Source organism: Arthrobacter sp. D3-18, assembly GCF_054408525.1.
This window is the reverse complement of record NZ_CP096440.1, coordinates 232393-247320: the sequence shown is the minus strand read 5'-3', so window position 1 is coordinate 247320 and position 14928 is coordinate 232393. Positions and strand designations below refer to the sequence as shown.

The window sequence follows — 14928 nt, the reverse complement described above, 5'->3', positions numbered from 1 at the left end:
ACAGCGTTGTCCCAACCCCACATGACCGGTCCGGCCAGCTACCCGGAACCCCTGGCCCACCCCGAAACCCGGGGCATCGAATTCATTGAAGCTTCCGAACGTCATGGCCGCGCCAGAGACCTCTTCCCGGTCTGGGCGGCCCCAAACGTCAGCGTCCTGAACTTCACGGTGGGCGCCTCACTGATCCTGCTCGGAATGGAACTCTGGCAGGCGTTCGTTGTCATCATCGCCGGAAGCCTCCCCTGGATCCTCACCGGCATCGTCGCCACCAGTGGCCCGGCAGCGGGGACGTCAGGCTCCGTCATCACCAGGGCTATCTACGGAATCCGCGGCAACAGAGTTGTAGTCGCCTTCTTTGGATGGTTCATCTCCGCGGTCTTCCTGGCCCTGAACTGGCTCGCATCCTCGTTCATGGGCGCTGAGCTCCTGGCACAGCTTGGTTTCACGGATCCTGTCCTGGTTCCGTTATTCGTCACCATCCTGGTTGCCGCGATCACCGTTCTGGTGGCGGTGTTCGGCCACAGTTTGATCCTGCGCAGCTACCCCATTGTGGCGTCGGTATTGCTGGCCATCTTCCTGCTGGTTACGGCTTTCATCCTGCCCCACGTGCAGTGGGGCTATGCTGCTCCGTCACCTTTGGAAGGTGTGCCGTTGTGGGCCGCGATGACCATCGGCTTCGCCATCCTGGCGTCCTCTCCCCTGTCGTACTCGAACAGCCCCGACCTGGCACGCTACCTCCCCACGTCCACCAAGCGGTCACACATCATTGCGGCTACGGCCCTCGGCGGCGCCCTACCAGGCATCTTCTTCACTTCGGTAGGTGCGTTGCTCGCCACGGGAATTGATGCAGCAGCGATGGACCTTGGCATCGAATCCGCGCTTCTTGCCCTACTGCCAGCCTGGCTCGGACCAATCTTCGTGGTGGGCGTCATCATCAACACCATTTCGCTGAACGGCATGACCACCTACACGGCGAGCATGGCGTTTCAGTCCATCGGCGTCCCGATCCGCCGCATCCCGTCCGCGGTGGTGGTGGGAGCGATCGGCACAGCGCTGACCATCTACCTCGTCATGTCCACGAGCCTCCTTGAGGCCGTCAACCTGATGCTGCAGCTCTTGGTCCTCATTTCGGGCCCGACTATGACCATCTTCGCCACTGACGTCATCCTTCGGCGCAACCGCTATAGGGGTGAGGACCTCTTCAATGAGAAGCCCGGCAGCCCCTTCTGGTACAGCGGGGGCTGGCACATCCCAGGCCTGCTCGCCGTCATCCTCGGTGCGGTTGTGGCCTCACTCTTCCTCAGCAACGCGGCGTGGACGGGTCCTATCGCAGCAGCAATGGGCTCCATGGACCTTTCCGTGCCGGTATCCATGATCGTCAGCGCCGGCGTGTACATCGCCCTGAGCCCGGCGTTACGCCGCGGCATCCACAAAACACCCGCCATAGAGGGAGCCCCCGCATGACCACCGCCCAAAGCCATCCCCCGCGTTACCGCGGCGCCGTGGGCCAGCCAACCCTGGACACCTGGCAGGAGGGACCGCACAACCGCTGGGCGTTCGCGCGCCTGAGCGAATTACTGCCGACGGCGTCAGTCACCCGCCGCTTTCCGACCGCCCCGGCGTCGGCTACTGACCGTTTGAGCTCCTTGGCTGTTCCTGGTTTAAAGCAACGGCTGGAAGAGAGCTACACCGATGCCTTCCTGGTCCTGCACCGCAACGATCTCATCGCGGAGTATTACCGACCTGGCTTTGCCCCGGATGATCTTCATCTGGTCATGAGCATTTCGAAGTCCATGTGCGGCCTGGTGGTGGGGGCGTTGGTTGATTCTGGAGATATCAACACGTCCGACCGCGTGGTTGACTATGTACCCGAACTAGCCGGATCGGCCTACGACGGGCCCACCGTCCAGCACGTACTCGATATGGTCATCCACCTCAACTACAGCGAGGACTATCTGGATCCCGCTTCCGAAGTTCAGACGCATGATCGCTCCTCCGGCTGGCGCACCCGACAAGATGGCGACCCTGAGGACACGTACGCCTTCCTCACCACCCTCACGGGCAACGGCACCGTGGGCACGTTCCAGTACTGTTCCGCGAACACGGACGTCCTGGCTTGGATCATCGAGCGCGTGACCGGACTGCGGTATTCGGACGCACTCTCCAAGTACCTGTGGTCCCGGCTGGACGCAGATCGGGACGCCAGCATCACAGTTGATTCCGCTGGTTTCGGCTTCGCGAACGGCGGGGTCTCGTGCACCGCCCGCGACCTCGCCCGGGTGGGCCGGTTAATGCTCGACGGCGGCGAAGGTCCAGCAGGTCGGGTGGTGTCCGAGGGGTGGGTCCGCAGCGTCCTCGCTGGCGGAGACCCCGAAGCCATGGCCGACTCCTCCTTCACCGCCATTCACCCCCGCGGCTCCTACACCCGGCAGTGGTGGTGCACGGGCAATGAGCGCGGCAATGTCACCGGGATCGGCATCTACGGCCAATACCTCTGGCTCGACCCCGGCACCGATACCGTGATCGTGAAGATGTCCACGTGGCCGGAACCGGACAGCGGGCACCTGCACGAACTTCAGAATCAGCTGCTCCTCGATGTCAGCAAATCCCTGGATGAGCCCCTCGCAACAAAAGAAATCCCAGAAGAAGAATCAGCACCGGAAAGCAAGGAAAACGCAGCGTGACCACCCAGCTCTACACCAACGCCCGCATCTTCACCTCCGATACCCGTCGCTGGGCTGAAGCGCTACTCGTTCAGGGCGAGCGCATCCTTTACGTCGGAGACACCAACACAGCGGAACGCCTTCGCCCGGACGCCGAGCGGATTGACCTCGAAGGCCGACTGGTTGTCCCCGGCTTCGTCGACGGGCATGCCCACGTTGTCGGTACCGGCGAAGCCTTGGGACAGGTCAGCCTGTGGGGTGCCAAGTCAGTGGAGGAGATCCAGCATCGAATCAGGGCAAGGGCAACCGAACGCCCGGATGTCGAGCGGATTCTGGCTACCGGCTGGCTGCATGGCGCAATTCCGGGCGGCGTCCCCGACGCGGCGATGCTCGATGCCGTGGTCCAGGACAAGCCGGTCTATGCCTTCGCCTACGACTTCCACTCAGTGTGGGTGAACTCGGCGGCGCTGGCTGAGCTGGGGATTGACGACAACACGAAGGATCCCCACGGCGGCACCATCAAGCGTGACGCAGACGGCCACGCCACCGGCTACATCGATGAGAACGCGTTCTACGACATGGTGCTCCCCTACCTCGATGCCCAAGTAGGCAAGGATGAACATGAGGCCAGCATTGCGGCAGTCCAGCAGGCTTACCGCGAGACCGGCGTGACCACTGCGTGCGATATGGGCTTCAACGAGATTGACCTTGAAGCCTTTATCCGTGCCGACAAGGACGGCACGCTGACCAGCCGGCTTATCGCCTATTGGCGTGTGAACAACACTGGATCGGCGGAGGAAAACATCGCCCAGGTCCAGCGGGCGGCAGCGCTCGCCGTCGAGCATGGATCGCCGTTCCTTCGCGTGGTGGGAATCAAGGTCATCATTGACGGCACCATCGATGGGTGCACGGCCACCCTCGGAATGCCGTACGCCGATGGTTCCAACGCGGAACCGATTTGGAGCCTCGAGCAACTCGCGCCGGTGGTTGCCGCTGCCGATGCCGCCGGTCTGAAGGTTGCCATGCACGCCATCGGCGACCAAGCGGTGCGGATCGCCATCGGTGCCGTAGAACACGCCGTGGCCGAGAACGGGCCCCGCGAACGCCGCCATCGCATCGAGCATCTCGAGTTGGTGGACAGGGCCGACGTCGATCGCCTCGCCGCGCTGGGCATCACCGCCAGCATGCAGCCGGTCCACGCCGATCCGGCCATCAGCGAAAACTGGGCAGCTAAGTTGGGCGATGACCGCGTGGAGCGCGGCTTCCCGTGGCCGTGGATTACCCAGGCGGGTGCGCGGCTGGCTTTCGGCACGGACTCCCCCACGTCCCCGCACGCGCCGCTGCCCAACATGTACGTAGCCACCACCCGGGCTTCAGCCCTGGACGCTTCCGCCGGAACCAACCTCCCGGACTTCTCACTGCCTCTGGCCGAGTCGATCGAACATGCTACGCGCGACTCCGCGTGGACGTGCGGCGCGGAGCACGAGATTGGTCGGCTTGCTGCTGGCCTGTACGCGGACTTCGTGGTCCTGGACACCGACGTTCTCGCTGCCGAGAGCCCGGACGCACTCTTGGACGCGAAGGTTCTTCAGACAGTGGTGGGCGGGCGGACGGTGTACGCATTCGGTCCAAGCATGACGTAGCGGCCTTACGTGACGTAGGAAACTGCGGCCCGGCGCACCCGCAAGGCACAATGGAACGCATGACCCTCACAACTTTCGCCCTCGTCCGCCACGGCCAGACCGATTGGAACGCGGAGCGCCGGTTGCAGGGATCCACTGACATCCCGCTTAACGACGTCGGCCGCGGCCAGGCGCGCGACGCCGTCGCCTTCCTGTCCGGTCAGCAATGGGACACCGTAGTGTCCTCACCCCTGAGCCGCGCTGCCGAGACGGCCGGCATCATTGCCGAAGGCCTGGGACTCACGGTTGCTCGACTGGTTCCGGAGCTAACCGAGCGCAGCTTTGGCCCGGCTGAGGGTCTTCAAGCCGGTCCTGAGCTGGAAGCCCTTCGGATTCCCGGAGGTTTCCGCGGAGGCGAGTCCGACGAGGCCGCGGCTGACCGTGGCATCGCTGCCTTGGAAGAGCTGGCCGGGGAGTTTGCCGGGAAGCGCGTCCTGGTAGTGGCGCACGGAACTTTAATCCGACTGACGTTGAGCCGCGCCATCGGGCGCACTTTGGACAGCGTGCAGAACGCGGTGCTCAACCTGGCCCATCACCACGTCACGGACGGCTGGCAACTGGAGTACTTCAACGGCGAGCGCATCACGGCCGACGTCGAGGCCTGATTTCAGCAGTCAGTCATTTGGCTTCGAGCCGCGCCTTCAGCTGCTCAGCGTAGTCCGCGTAGGCGGCGGCAATCTCTTCCAGGTCAACCGTTTGCGGGAAGTCGATCACGGGTTGGTGTTCTGCCAAGTAGTTGGTGGTTTCTTCGACAACAAGCTGCTCGTCGAAGCCACCCAGACCCACCTCTGCAAGGAACTCCGGGTTGGTGTGAACCAGGGATTCCCCGTTCTGCCCTTCCGATGCCCAACGCACCAAGTACTCGTTCTGATTGACCAGTTCAATGTCGAATGACTTCTCCATGGCAGCAGCCTACGCCGTTACGTAGCAGGAACTGACCCGCCCCGGACAGCAATGAGCTCAAGCAGCGCCTCTGCCTTGATGCCAAGAAGGGCGGCCGCAAGGCTAGCCATCAAGTCGAGCACATACTCACTGGTGGCGCTCCCGGCCAGCACATCCATGACGAGGCCATCCTCCTGGGCAACAAGGGTGCGGGCGATCTTGGCTGGATCCAGCAGGGGAGAGAACTCACCTGAGCTCCTTCCGGCGTCGATGATTTCCCGGTAGACGCGTTCCTGTGCGCTGGTGAGCTCGTCCTGGATCCGGCGTTGCTCCGCGTCGCGGAGCATGTGGGGCCAGTACTCGTAGAGGATCCGGGAGACGTCGTCGTCCAATCCTGCAGTAGTGCCGGCGCTGATGACGGCGGCGAGCCTGGCGGTGGGAGCCATCTCCAGGTCATCGGCGTCTGCGAGCTTCTCCAGAAATCTGCCGGAGGAAGCCTGCACGGCGGCAGCGATGATCTCGGCGTGGCTGCCGAAGTAGTAGAGCACGGCATTGGCGGCCATGCCTGCCTCGGCCGCGATGGCGCGGAGCGTGCCCCCTTCAGCACCGTCGCGGGCTGCCACGGCCTGGGCTGCCGCAACGATTTCCTGCCGCCGGATGTCCTTCTTGTCTGCCTTGGCCACTGCCGCTCCCCTGTGGACTCCCGAAGATTCCTGTTGACATTGACTCTAGACGAGTATTGAATGGCATTCAAATTTGAATGTGATTCAAATTACTGATCCCAGATACGACTTACTGATTCAACGAGGAGTCTCCGTGTCACATCCCCCCTCCCCCACTCCGCTCGCGAGCGACCCGACCCCACGCCACCCAACCCCAAAAGACGCAACATCAAAAAACCCGGCACCAAGCGAGTCAACGTCCAAGGGCCTGAAAGCCGGCTCCATTGGCATCGGCCCGACCGTGGCCCTCGGGCTGGCCGCCGTCGCTCCGGCCTATAGCCTGGCCGTGACGCTCGGCTTCGTGGTCCTCGCCGTTGGAGCGAGCACCCCTGCCGCGTTCCTGCTGGGTTTCGTCCCCATCCTCTTCACCGCCCTCGCGTTCAGGGACCTCAACAAGGAAATGCCCGACTGCGGTGGCGTGTTCGTCTGGATCACGCGTGTTTTCGGGCCGACCGCTGGCTGGTTCCTCGGCGGGTGGGTGCCACAAGTGGCCACCTTCATTGCGAGCGCCGCACTAGCCCAAGTGGCCACCACCTATCTGCTCAACTTCTTTGGCTTGGCCTGGATCGCCGCGGAGCCTATCGCTGTAGCTGCCATCGCCAGCGGGCTGATCGCCTTGAGTGCATGGATCGCGGCAAGGGGAATCGAGCTCTCTGCCTGGGTACAGTACGCACTGATTGGCCTCCAGCTAGTGGCACTCGGCGGATTCTGCCTTGCGGCTTTCAGCGCCATGGCCACGGGCAACGCCACCGAAGGCTCAGAAAAACCGGCCTTGGAATGGTTCAACCCCTTTGCCTCGGGCGACATATCCGGCCTGGTGTCCGGCGTCATTCTGTGCCTGTTCATCTACTGGGGCTGGGATGCGCTGATAGCGGTGAATGAGGAAACCACGGACCGCAAGGGAACGCCCGGCAAGGCAGTAGTCATCACCACGGTCATCCTGCTGTTCTTCTACGTAGTGACCGCTACGGCCGCCGTCGGATACGCCGGAACTGCAAGCATCACCAATCCGGAAACCGTCTCGGATGTCCTTTCAGTCCTCGGCCCGCAGGCGACAGGAGAAGTGTTTGGCCAGGTCATCATCCTGGCGGTGGGACTTTCGGCGCTGGCAGCACTGATGACTGTTGCTGTCAGCACGCCGCGGACCTGGCTCAGCATGGGCACCTATGGCGCGCTGCCCAGGTCGACCACGAAGATGCATTCCAAGAGGGGTACCCCCACCACCTCCATCGTCTGGTGGGCAATCATCACCATGGCCATAACGTTGGGGCTGACGGCAATCAGCCCGGACTTCATCGGGCTGGGCATCCTTTCGGTGGGCCTGATGATCGCGGCCTACTACGCCGCGACAGCCTTGGCCTCGGTGGTGTACTTCGCCCCGCTGATGCGCACCTCTGCATCGGCGCTGATCCTGAAAGGTATCCTTCCCGGCCTCGGAGCAGTCCTCATGATCGGAGCGTTCGCCTACAGCGCCGTGGACATGCTGTCCCCTGAATATGTGGGGTTGTCGTGGCTGGGCATCGGCTCTGTGTTCTGGATCGGCATCGGTGCGCTGGTCTTGGGCCTGCTGGTCACCGCGATCCTCAGGACCAGGCTGCGCCGCTTCTTCTCAGGCGAAGCCATCCCGCGTGGAAACATCACCGCCCGCCACCAACTTTCGTCCATTCTCAGCAACGACATTCTTGACAACGAAACTCTCAGCAACGAAACCGAGGCATAAATGCGTATCCTGTCCATCGCAGCAATTCAGACCAACCCCGTCCCTCATGACCTTGAGGCCACGTGGTCCCGGTTCGAGGCCCAAGCCGAATCAGCCAAGAAGCTGGGCCCCGATGTGGACGTCATTGTGGTGCCGGAACTGCTGCTGTCCGCGCCGGGCGAGTTCCTGCTCCCGGACCCCGACGGCGAAACCCGTTCCGCCGCGCCCATCCCCAGCCCTCTCACCCACCGCATTTCCGCGCTGGCCCGCAGGCTTAACGTATGGCTTGTGCCCGGCTCGTTGCTGGAAACGGACAACGGAAACACGTACAACACAGCAATCGCTGTCTCTCCGCAAGGCGAGATCGTGGCGCGCTACCGGAAGCTTTTTCCATGGCGCCCGTTCGAAACCACCACCCCCGGCGATTCCTTCGTCACTTTCGACATCCCCGGCTGCGGACGCATCGGGCTGGCCATCTGCTTCGACGGCAGCTTCCCGGAGGTAGCACGCCAGTTGGCATGGCTCGGCGCAGAGGTCATCATCCAGCCCACGCTCACCACCACGCGGGACCGTGCCATGGAAATCGTCATGTCCCAGGCCAACGCCTTCGCCAACCAGGTGTACGTGGTGAACGTCAACGGAGCATCCCCCTCCGGCGTGGGCGAGAGCGTCATCGTGGACCCCGAGGGCACCATCATGCAGCACGCCCGAGGCGGTGAAGAGATCCTGTTCGCCATCCTGGACTTGGACCGCGTCACGCAACTCCGCCGCTATGGAACTCACGGCATCAACCGCCCCTGGGCCCAGCTCCGGGACCAGGAAGGCCTGCTGCGCTTCCCGATGTTCGGCGGAGCCCACTTCCAAGCGCCGGAGTGGAGTGAGGATTCCGCTCCAGCACGACAGGGCAGCGGACGGGCCTGACCACACGCCAAACCTGAGAAGCGTTCGACGGCGGGCTGCCGCCGTCGAACGCTTTTCCCCACCCTAGAGAAGATCAGGCTACTTACTTCTATACTGGCGTTGTGATGGCGTCATTATGGTTCGGATTGATTGCCTCCAGCGCCCTGGTCATGGGCGCAATCATCGGCGTGCGTTTCGAACTGCCGAAACGGCTCCTGGCCATCCTGCTGTCCTTCGCCGCCGGCTCACTCATCACGGCTTTGGCCTTCGAACTGTTCGAGGACGCGTACGAACAGGGCGGAATCGTGCGCGCGGCGGTGGGGCTCCTTGCCGGGGCCATCGTGTTCACGGCGTTGAGCGCCCTGTTGGACCGCTGGGCGCAACCCGGGCGGGCTTCGAAATCCAAACCCGCAGATGAAATACAGGGCAGCCCCAAGCTGGACACCGATGCAGCCGCGTCCGATAAAGCCGCCACCTCCGCCTCAACACGAGGCGCTGCCGGCATGGCACTCTTGGCCGCGGTCACCCTGGACGGCGTGCCCGAAAACGTTGCCTTGGGGATCTCCTTGGGAGAGGGATCAGGAGGCCTGGCACTACTGGCGGCAATCTTCGTTTCCAACCTGCCCGAAGCCTTGGTGGGGGCGTCGTCCATGCGCAGCCAGGGCAAAAAGGCCGGCTTCATCCTGCTGCTCTGGAGCGCGTGCGCGGTGTTGCTGGTTGCCGCCGTTGTGCTGGGCGCAGGGCCACTCTCCTCAGCCCAGCCCGAGACAATCTCCCTACCCTTGGCATTTGCAGCGGGCGCCGTGATTGCGTCGCTCGCGGACACACTGATGCCGGAGGCCTATGAACACGGCGGGCCGGCCGTTGCCCTGAGTACGGCGGCAGGATTTGTCTTGTCATTCACGCTCTCGCTCGCCTGAGCCGCTGGAGCTTAAACCCAAGAGGCACTGACGAAAGAAAGCGCACGACGGCGGGTGCCCGCCGTCGTGCGCTTCTTCTGTAGCTTGCAGTTGCTAGACCTCCGGGCGCCGCTCGACAACCGTGTGGGGATCGCCGCGGCGCTCAACAACGCTGCGGCGGGTCCGGTTGGACATGGCGATGGAAATGATGAGGCCGATAACGCCGACCACCATCAAGATGTAGCCGACCAGGACCTGGTCGAGGAAGGGGATGATTCCGGGGGCGAGCGCGAAAGCCAGAATAGCTCCGATGGCAATCAGGGCGATGGAAGAACCAATTCTCATAACGTGCTCCTCATGTTTTTTCGGCTCAGTCAGGGCCTGCAGCCGAATCTGTATCATCAGGATACTTACGTTCCACCTCGCCGACCAGCATCAACCCGGCGCGCTTGTCAGTGACCGTAGCGTGCCGCCACCCGGGCGATGGCGTCCTCGGGCGTGGGCGCGGGGCCGAAGACCTGCTCCTGACGCGTGACATCCGCAACGTACTTTCCGGTCTCGAACCACGCCACCATACTTGCCATATCACCCACTAACGGAAGGATTTTCGCGGTCACCTTCCCGAGACCCGCAATGGCGCCGGCGGGAATGGACATCACCTTGATCTGTTTCCCGGCACGGCGTCCGGCGATTTCCGCGGCTTCGTGGATACTCACGGGCCGACTCCAGCCAATATCGATGCGCTCCCCCTCAACAATGTCCGCGTCAACCGCCTCCGCAAGGTAGCCGGCGACGTCGCTGGCCAGGACGAACGTGAGCCTGGCGTCCTTGGACCCAAGCCAGACGAAGCGCCCCTTAGCGAAGGGATCGCCACCCATACCTACCGCTTGGTCGAAGAAGGCACCCGGGCGCAGTGCCACAAAGGGAACGCCGAGCTCCTCAAATTTGTCCTCGGCCAGCTTCTTGTTCCAGAAGTGGGGAATCTGGGGAGTTTGATCGCTGGTGACGATACTGATCAGCACGAAACGGCGCACTCCGGCGTGCTTGGCAGCCACAGCCAGGTTGCTGTTGCCGAAAGTGTCAATGGCTTTGGCGTTCTTGTCGTTCCGCGTGTAGCCCGCGGCCGTAGATATGGCCGCGGAAACGCCGGTCATCGCACTGATTAAGGAGGCGGCGCCCAACATGTCTCCGCGGGCAATCTCTACGCCCTTGGCCTCAAGCTTGGCGGCATTGGACTTGGGCCGCACCAAGGCCCGGACCTTCTTTCCGCGCTTGAGAAGCTCGTCCACCACTTGTCCACCCAAGAACCCAGTGGCACCAACAACAAGGACAGGCAGGTCTTCGGCCACAGTTTCTCCTCAGGGGTTTGTTCCTAGGGTCAGTGGTAGCACGCGGCTGGAGCTCGGGGCTAGGGGCGTTTCAGCTTCACACTAAAACTCAAATGGTGATGACAACCTTCCCGCGGGCTTTACCGGCGTCGAAATATCGCATGGCATCCGGGACCTGGGCCAGCGGATACGTGCGGTCTATTGCGGGCCTAATGATTCCCGCTTCGAGGATGCCCCCAAGGTATTCCAGATCCGCTGCATTTTGCGTGCCCACGATCATGGTGAGCCGCTGGCGGATGAAGGGAGACAGCGCCACGGCCCGGAACTGGCGATCCAAGCTGCCTGTCCAGGACCCGCCTTCCTCACCACCGGTGATCACCGCTGTTCCCGAAGGGGTGAGCGCCCGGCGAAGACGGGAAACCGAAGGGTTACCGGCGATGTCGATAATGACGTCGTAGCGCTCGCTGCCATCAGCGAAGTCCCGTGAGGTGTAGTCGATGACATGGTCGGCGCCGAGGTCCCGAACCAGGTCCGCCTTGGCAGCGCTGGCCATCCCGGTCACGTCGGCGCCGGCCGCCTTGGCAATCTGGACCGCGTAACTGCCCACACCGCCCGAGGCACCAGTGATCAGGACCTTGAGCTCCTTCGCTACCGGGCTTTTGCCCGGATCGATACCGCCGGCACGCAACGCGATCAGGGCCGTGCAGGCGGACACAGGAACCGCGGCCGCTTGCTCGAAGCTGATGCCCGCCGGTTTGTGGGCCAGCTGGTTTTCGCGGGCAGCGGCGTACTCTGCGAATGCTCCTTTCCCTGACCCGAAAATCTGGTCGCCCACGGCAAACCGCGTCACTTTTGCCCCTACAGCCTCCACAGTGCCCGCGAGGTCCAGCCCGGGAACGGGGTTCCTTGGCGCGCGGAAGCCGTAGGCGAGGCGCAACGCATAGGGCAAGCCCGTGGTGACGTGCCACGTACCTCGATCGAGCCCGGCTGCCCGGACCTTCACCAGCACCTCGTTCTCCTTGATGGCCGGGCGGGGAACCTGCGCCTCATGAAGCACATCGGCGGAGCCGTATGCCTCCTGGACGATGGCCCGCATGGTTCCGGGCGACGCCTGATCCTTGCGTGCTTCCTTGGATTGCTGACCAGTGGTCATGGCCTGACCTTTCAGTACCGATAACGCTCGATTGGGGGGCTACGCTTTTCGTACGCTGTACTAAATACGCTACCGTACACTGTACTAAACCGCTAGAGTCCTTCACTCGAACAAGGAGTCCACGTGTCCACCGCAGCATCCCAGCGCCTGCCCCTCAGCAGGGAACGAGTACTGGAGTGCGCAGTTGCCCTCGCTGACGAATCCGGGCTAAGCGCGCTGACCATCCGCACGCTTGCCCAGAGCATGGGAACCAAGCCCATGTCGCTTTACTACTACGTAGCCAACAAGGAAGAGATCCTTGATGGGATCGTGGACATGGTCTTCAGCGAAATCGAGCCGCCGATGCCGGGGCGTGATTGGCGCGGGGAAATGCAGCAGAGGGCCCACGGAGTGCGATCAGCGCTCAAGCGCCACCCGTGGGCAGTCGGGCTGCTGGAAAGCCGGTCAGCGCCGGGACCGGCAACGCTCCGGCACCATGAAGCAACGTTGGCGACGCTGCGGGAGGCCGGCTTCTCCGTCCAGCTGACAGCCCACGCCTACGCCCTGCTGGACAGCTACATCTACGGCTTCGCCCTTCAGGAAGCAGCTCTCCCCTTCGAGGGCAGGGACACCGCGGCCGAGATTACCAACCCCATCATGGAGCGCTTCGCCACCGGTGAGTATCCGCGCATGGTGGAGATCGCCGTCGAACATGTCCTCAAACCCGGCTACGACTTTGGTGACGAGTTCGAGTTCGGCCTGAACCTCATCCTCGATGGCCTCAACCGGCTGAAAACCGGCGAGGAATGAGCTCCTTTGTGCTGGAGTCGCGAGTCTCATTGGAGGCGCCCAGGCCAACGGGGTACGGTCAGGCATAGCTGACGACGCCGAGGTGAGGGAGCTGAGTTCATGGCCAGGATCGAGGACTATGCGATCATCGGGGACTTGAACACTGCTGCCCTGGTGGGGCGCAGCGGTTCCATCGATTGGATGTGCCTGCCGCGCTTCGACTCCCCTGCGTGCTTTGCAGCACTGCTGCACACTCCCGACGCAGGCCGCTGGCTGCTGGCGCCCGCCGGGACACCTGACGGGGGCGACTGCACGCGACGCCAATACCGTGAGGACACCCTCATCCTGGAAACGGAATGGGAAGTAGACGGCGGATCCGTCCGGGTCATCGACTTTATGCCCGTCCGCGACGACGCCGTGGATCTGGTGCGAATCGTCGAAGGACTGTCCGGCGAGGTCACCATGCAGATGGAGCTGGTGCTGCGCTTCGATTACGGCAGGGTAGTGCCCTGGGTACGGCACGGCGAGCACGGCATCAGCGCGGTGGCCGGCCCCGATTCGGCCTACCTCACCACCCTTGCTCCCCTGCAGGGCCGGGACAAGCGCACGGTCAGCGAATTCACCGTCCGTGCGGGCGAACGCGTTCCCTTCGTGCTTCGCTGGGCGCCAAGCCACGAACGCGCGCCACGCCGGATCAATCCGCTGCATGCCCTGGAGGCGACGGAGTCGTTCTGGTTGGAATGGATCGGCCGCAGCGAGATGACCGGCAAGTACAAAGAACCAGTGGAGCGGTCACTGATCACCCTCAAGGCGCTGACGTATGCACCCACAGGCGGCATTGTGGCCGCCGCAACAACGTCCCTGCCCGAGCAAATCGGCGGGCCCCGCAACTGGGATTATCGGTATTGCTGGCTGCGGGACGCCACCCTGACCCTGCAATCACTGCTCGCTGCCGGCTACACGGAAGAGGCCGCCGCGTGGCGCGACTGGCTGCTGCGGGCGATAGCGGGCGACCCGTCAGAACTTCAGATTGTGTACGGGCTCGACGGCGCCCGGAGACTCCCGGAGGCGGACATTCCCTGGTTATCGGGTTACGAAGGTTCCCTGCCCGTCCGCACCGGAAACGCGGCCGCTCCGCAGCTTCAACTCGATGTGTGGGGCGAGGTCCTGGATGGGCTTTCACTGACCCGGGCGGCATCCCCGGATGGCACAGTGGATAGCTCCTGGGACATTCAAGTGGCTCTGATGGAATTCCTGGAGGGGGCGTGGGACCAGCCGGACAACGGGCTGTGGGAAATGCGCGGACCAAGGCAGCACTTCACCCACTCCAAGGTGATGGCGTGGGTGGCTGCGGACCGAATGGTCAAAGCCGTCCGAACGTCGGGTTTGCCGGGTCCCGCCGACAGGTGGGCTACCCTCCGTAATGAAATCCATGCAGACGTCATGACCAAGGGCTTCGATAATGAGCTCAACAGCTTCGTCCAGTCCTACGGCAGCAAGGAACTGGATGCGAGCCTGCTCCTGATTCCGCGCGTCGGCTTCCTGCCCCACCGGCATCCGCGGGTTATAGGAACGGTGGACGCCATCCAGAAAGGACTCACCGACGACGGACTGGTCCTTCGGTACCGCACCCAGTCCGGGCATGACGGACTGCCGGGTGATGAAGGCGTGTTTCTGGCATGTTCGTTCTGGCTGGTGGATGCGCTGCTGGGAATCGGCCGCTCCGGCGAGGCTACCGAGCTATTTGAGCGACTGCTTAGCTTGCGAAACGATGTGGGACTGCTCAGTGAGGAGTGGGATCCGCGGACGCAGCGGCACCTGGGCAACACCCCGCAGGCGTTCAGCCATTTCCCGCTGATTCACAGCGCGCTGCAACTTCACCAAGGCGAGGCCCACAGCAGCGACACCCCGCTTCACAAACCCAAGCATCCGGCGCAGGCAAGCGGCTCTACCCTTCGGAATGATCCTCGCCTTCGGTAGCAGACGGTTCGCCCTTGTGGCTCGCTTCCTCCAAATGGAGGTCCAGCTTGCGTTCGGCTTCGCGCCGACGCTGGCCTACGGTCCGCATCTGCTGCGTGGTGGGGTCACCCCGATCTTCCGACGCTGCGCCGATTGACGCGGCGGGCTGCACTTGCTCTTGTTCGCCCATACCCCAATGGTCCCATCACCAGTTCGCCAGCGATAGCTAAAACTGCCGTTGCGAGGCCCGCCCTGCGCACTCATTCGAGTTTT

Annotated in this window: 15 protein-coding genes; 9 read left to right on the top strand and 6 right to left on the bottom strand. The window is 63.2% G+C overall.

Annotated features, from left to right (window positions below; genetic code table 11):
• Positions 1-21: 21 nt before the first annotated feature.
• The 4 genes from M1D89_RS03210 to M1D89_RS03195 are packed head-to-tail and all read left to right on the top strand — an operon-like array spanning position 22 to position 4950.
• On the top strand, positions 22-1464 hold the full coding sequence (locus tag M1D89_RS03210) for a purine-cytosine permease family protein (RefSeq protein ID WP_498650885.1): 1443 nt from the start codon (positions 22-24) through the stop codon (positions 1462-1464).
• Positions 1461-2684, top strand: coding sequence for a serine hydrolase domain-containing protein (locus M1D89_RS03205; RefSeq protein WP_498647968.1), 1224 nt, complete (start codon positions 1461-1463; stop codon positions 2682-2684). The genes M1D89_RS03210 and M1D89_RS03205 overlap by 4 nt, the downstream gene beginning before the upstream one ends.
• On the top strand, positions 2681-4306 hold the full coding sequence (locus M1D89_RS03200) for an amidohydrolase (RefSeq protein WP_498647966.1): 1626 nt from the start codon (positions 2681-2683) through the stop codon (positions 4304-4306). Before M1D89_RS03205 ends, M1D89_RS03200 begins: the two co-directional genes overlap by 4 nt.
• Positions 4307-4356: 50 nt before the next feature.
• A complete protein-coding gene (locus M1D89_RS03195; protein WP_498647964.1) occupies positions 4357-4950 on the top strand; it encodes a histidine phosphatase family protein in 594 nt (197 codons plus the stop codon).
• A 13-nt stretch (positions 4951-4963) separates the two neighbouring features.
• On the opposite strand, the gene M1D89_RS03190 is transcribed toward M1D89_RS03195, so the two are convergent.
• On the bottom strand, positions 4964-5248 hold the full coding sequence (locus M1D89_RS03190; protein ID WP_498647962.1) for a hypothetical protein: 285 nt from the start codon (positions 5246-5248) through the stop codon (positions 4964-4966).
• A 17-nt stretch (positions 5249-5265) separates the two neighbouring features.
• Positions 5266-5910 (bottom strand): TetR family transcriptional regulator, encoded by a 645-nt coding sequence (locus M1D89_RS03185; RefSeq protein WP_498647960.1) that lies wholly within the window; start codon positions 5908-5910, stop codon positions 5266-5268.
• Positions 5911-6043: 133 nt separating this feature from the next.
• Here M1D89_RS03185 and M1D89_RS03180 point away from each other — a divergent pair, with 133 nt between their 5' ends.
• The 3 genes from M1D89_RS03180 (at position 6044) to M1D89_RS03170 (ending at position 9468) form a co-directional block, all read left to right on the top strand.
• Positions 6044-7669 carry an APC family permease gene (locus M1D89_RS03180; RefSeq protein ID WP_498647958.1) on the top strand — a complete coding sequence of 542 codons (1626 nt, stop codon included), beginning with the start codon at positions 6044-6046 and terminating at the stop codon, positions 7667-7669.
• Positions 7670-8569: a carbon-nitrogen hydrolase family protein gene (locus M1D89_RS03175; protein ID WP_498647956.1), complete on the top strand. Its 900-nt coding sequence runs from the start codon at positions 7670-7672 to the stop codon at positions 8567-8569.
• A 101-nt stretch (positions 8570-8670) separates the two neighbouring features.
• Entirely contained in the window at positions 8671-9468 is a 798-nt protein-coding gene (locus M1D89_RS03170; RefSeq protein WP_498647954.1) for a ZIP family metal transporter, read from the top strand.
• A 93-nt stretch (positions 9469-9561) separates the two neighbouring features.
• On the opposite strand, the gene M1D89_RS03165 is transcribed toward M1D89_RS03170, so the two are convergent.
• The 3 genes from M1D89_RS03165 to M1D89_RS03155 form a co-directional block, all read right to left on the bottom strand.
• Positions 9562-9792: a DUF6458 family protein gene (locus M1D89_RS03165; RefSeq protein WP_017198862.1), complete on the bottom strand. Its 231-nt coding sequence runs from the start codon at positions 9790-9792 to the stop codon at positions 9562-9564.
• Positions 9793-9899: 107 nt separating this feature from the next.
• Positions 9900-10796, bottom strand: a complete 897-nt coding sequence (locus tag M1D89_RS03160) for an SDR family oxidoreductase (RefSeq protein WP_498647952.1) — start codon at positions 10794-10796, stop codon at positions 9900-9902.
• An 88-nt stretch (positions 10797-10884) separates the two neighbouring features.
• A complete protein-coding gene (locus tag M1D89_RS03155; protein ID WP_498647950.1) occupies positions 10885-11928 on the bottom strand; it encodes an NAD(P)-dependent alcohol dehydrogenase in 1044 nt (347 codons plus the stop codon).
• A gap of 123 nt (positions 11929-12051) precedes the next feature.
• Here M1D89_RS03155 and M1D89_RS03150 point away from each other — a divergent pair, with 123 nt between their 5' ends.
• A complete protein-coding gene (locus M1D89_RS03150) occupies positions 12052-12717 on the top strand; it encodes a TetR/AcrR family transcriptional regulator (RefSeq protein WP_498647948.1) in 666 nt (221 codons plus the stop codon).
• A 99-nt stretch (positions 12718-12816) separates the two neighbouring features.
• On the top strand, positions 12817-14676 hold the full coding sequence (locus M1D89_RS03145) for a glycoside hydrolase family 15 protein (protein WP_498647946.1): 1860 nt from the start codon (positions 12817-12819) through the stop codon (positions 14674-14676).
• Here the strand turns inward: M1D89_RS03145 and M1D89_RS03140 are convergent.
• Complete coding sequence (locus M1D89_RS03140) at positions 14645-14845, bottom strand: hypothetical protein (RefSeq protein ID WP_498647944.1); 201 nt, start codon at positions 14843-14845, stop codon at positions 14645-14647. The two genes, M1D89_RS03145 and M1D89_RS03140, sit on opposite strands and share 32 nt — an antisense overlap.
• Between the last annotated feature and the right edge of the window lie 83 nt (positions 14846-14928).

What these genes read in the sequence shown, in the direction of transcription:
- M1D89_RS03210 (WP_498650885.1), top strand. Translation starts at nt 22, where the DNA reads ATGACCGGTCCGGCCAGCTACCCGGAACCCCTGGCCCACCCCGAAACC.
- M1D89_RS03205 (WP_498647968.1), top strand. Translation starts at nt 1,461, where the DNA reads ATGACCACCGCCCAAAGCCATCCCCCGCGTTACCGCGGCGCCGTGGGC.
- M1D89_RS03195 (WP_498647964.1), top strand. Translation starts at nt 4,357, where the DNA reads ATGGAACGCATGACCCTCACAACTTTCGCCCTCGTCCGCCACGGCCAG.
- M1D89_RS03190 (WP_498647962.1), bottom strand. Translation starts at nt 5,248, where the DNA reads ATGGAGAAGTCATTCGACATTGAACTGGTCAATCAGAACGAGTACTTG.
- M1D89_RS03175 (WP_498647956.1), top strand. Translation starts at nt 7,670, where the DNA reads ATGCGTATCCTGTCCATCGCAGCAATTCAGACCAACCCCGTCCCTCAT.
- M1D89_RS03165 (WP_017198862.1), bottom strand. Translation starts at nt 9,792, where the DNA reads ATGAGAATTGGTTCTTCCATCGCCCTGATTGCCATCGGAGCTATTCTG.
- M1D89_RS03155 (WP_498647950.1), bottom strand. Translation starts at nt 11,928, where the DNA reads ATGACCACTGGTCAGCAATCCAAGGAAGCACGCAAGGATCAGGCGTCG.
- M1D89_RS03145 (WP_498647946.1), top strand. Translation starts at nt 12,817, where the DNA reads ATGGCCAGGATCGAGGACTATGCGATCATCGGGGACTTGAACACTGCT.
- M1D89_RS03140 (WP_498647944.1), bottom strand. Translation starts at nt 14,845, where the DNA reads ATGGGCGAACAAGAGCAAGTGCAGCCCGCCGCGTCAATCGGCGCAGCG.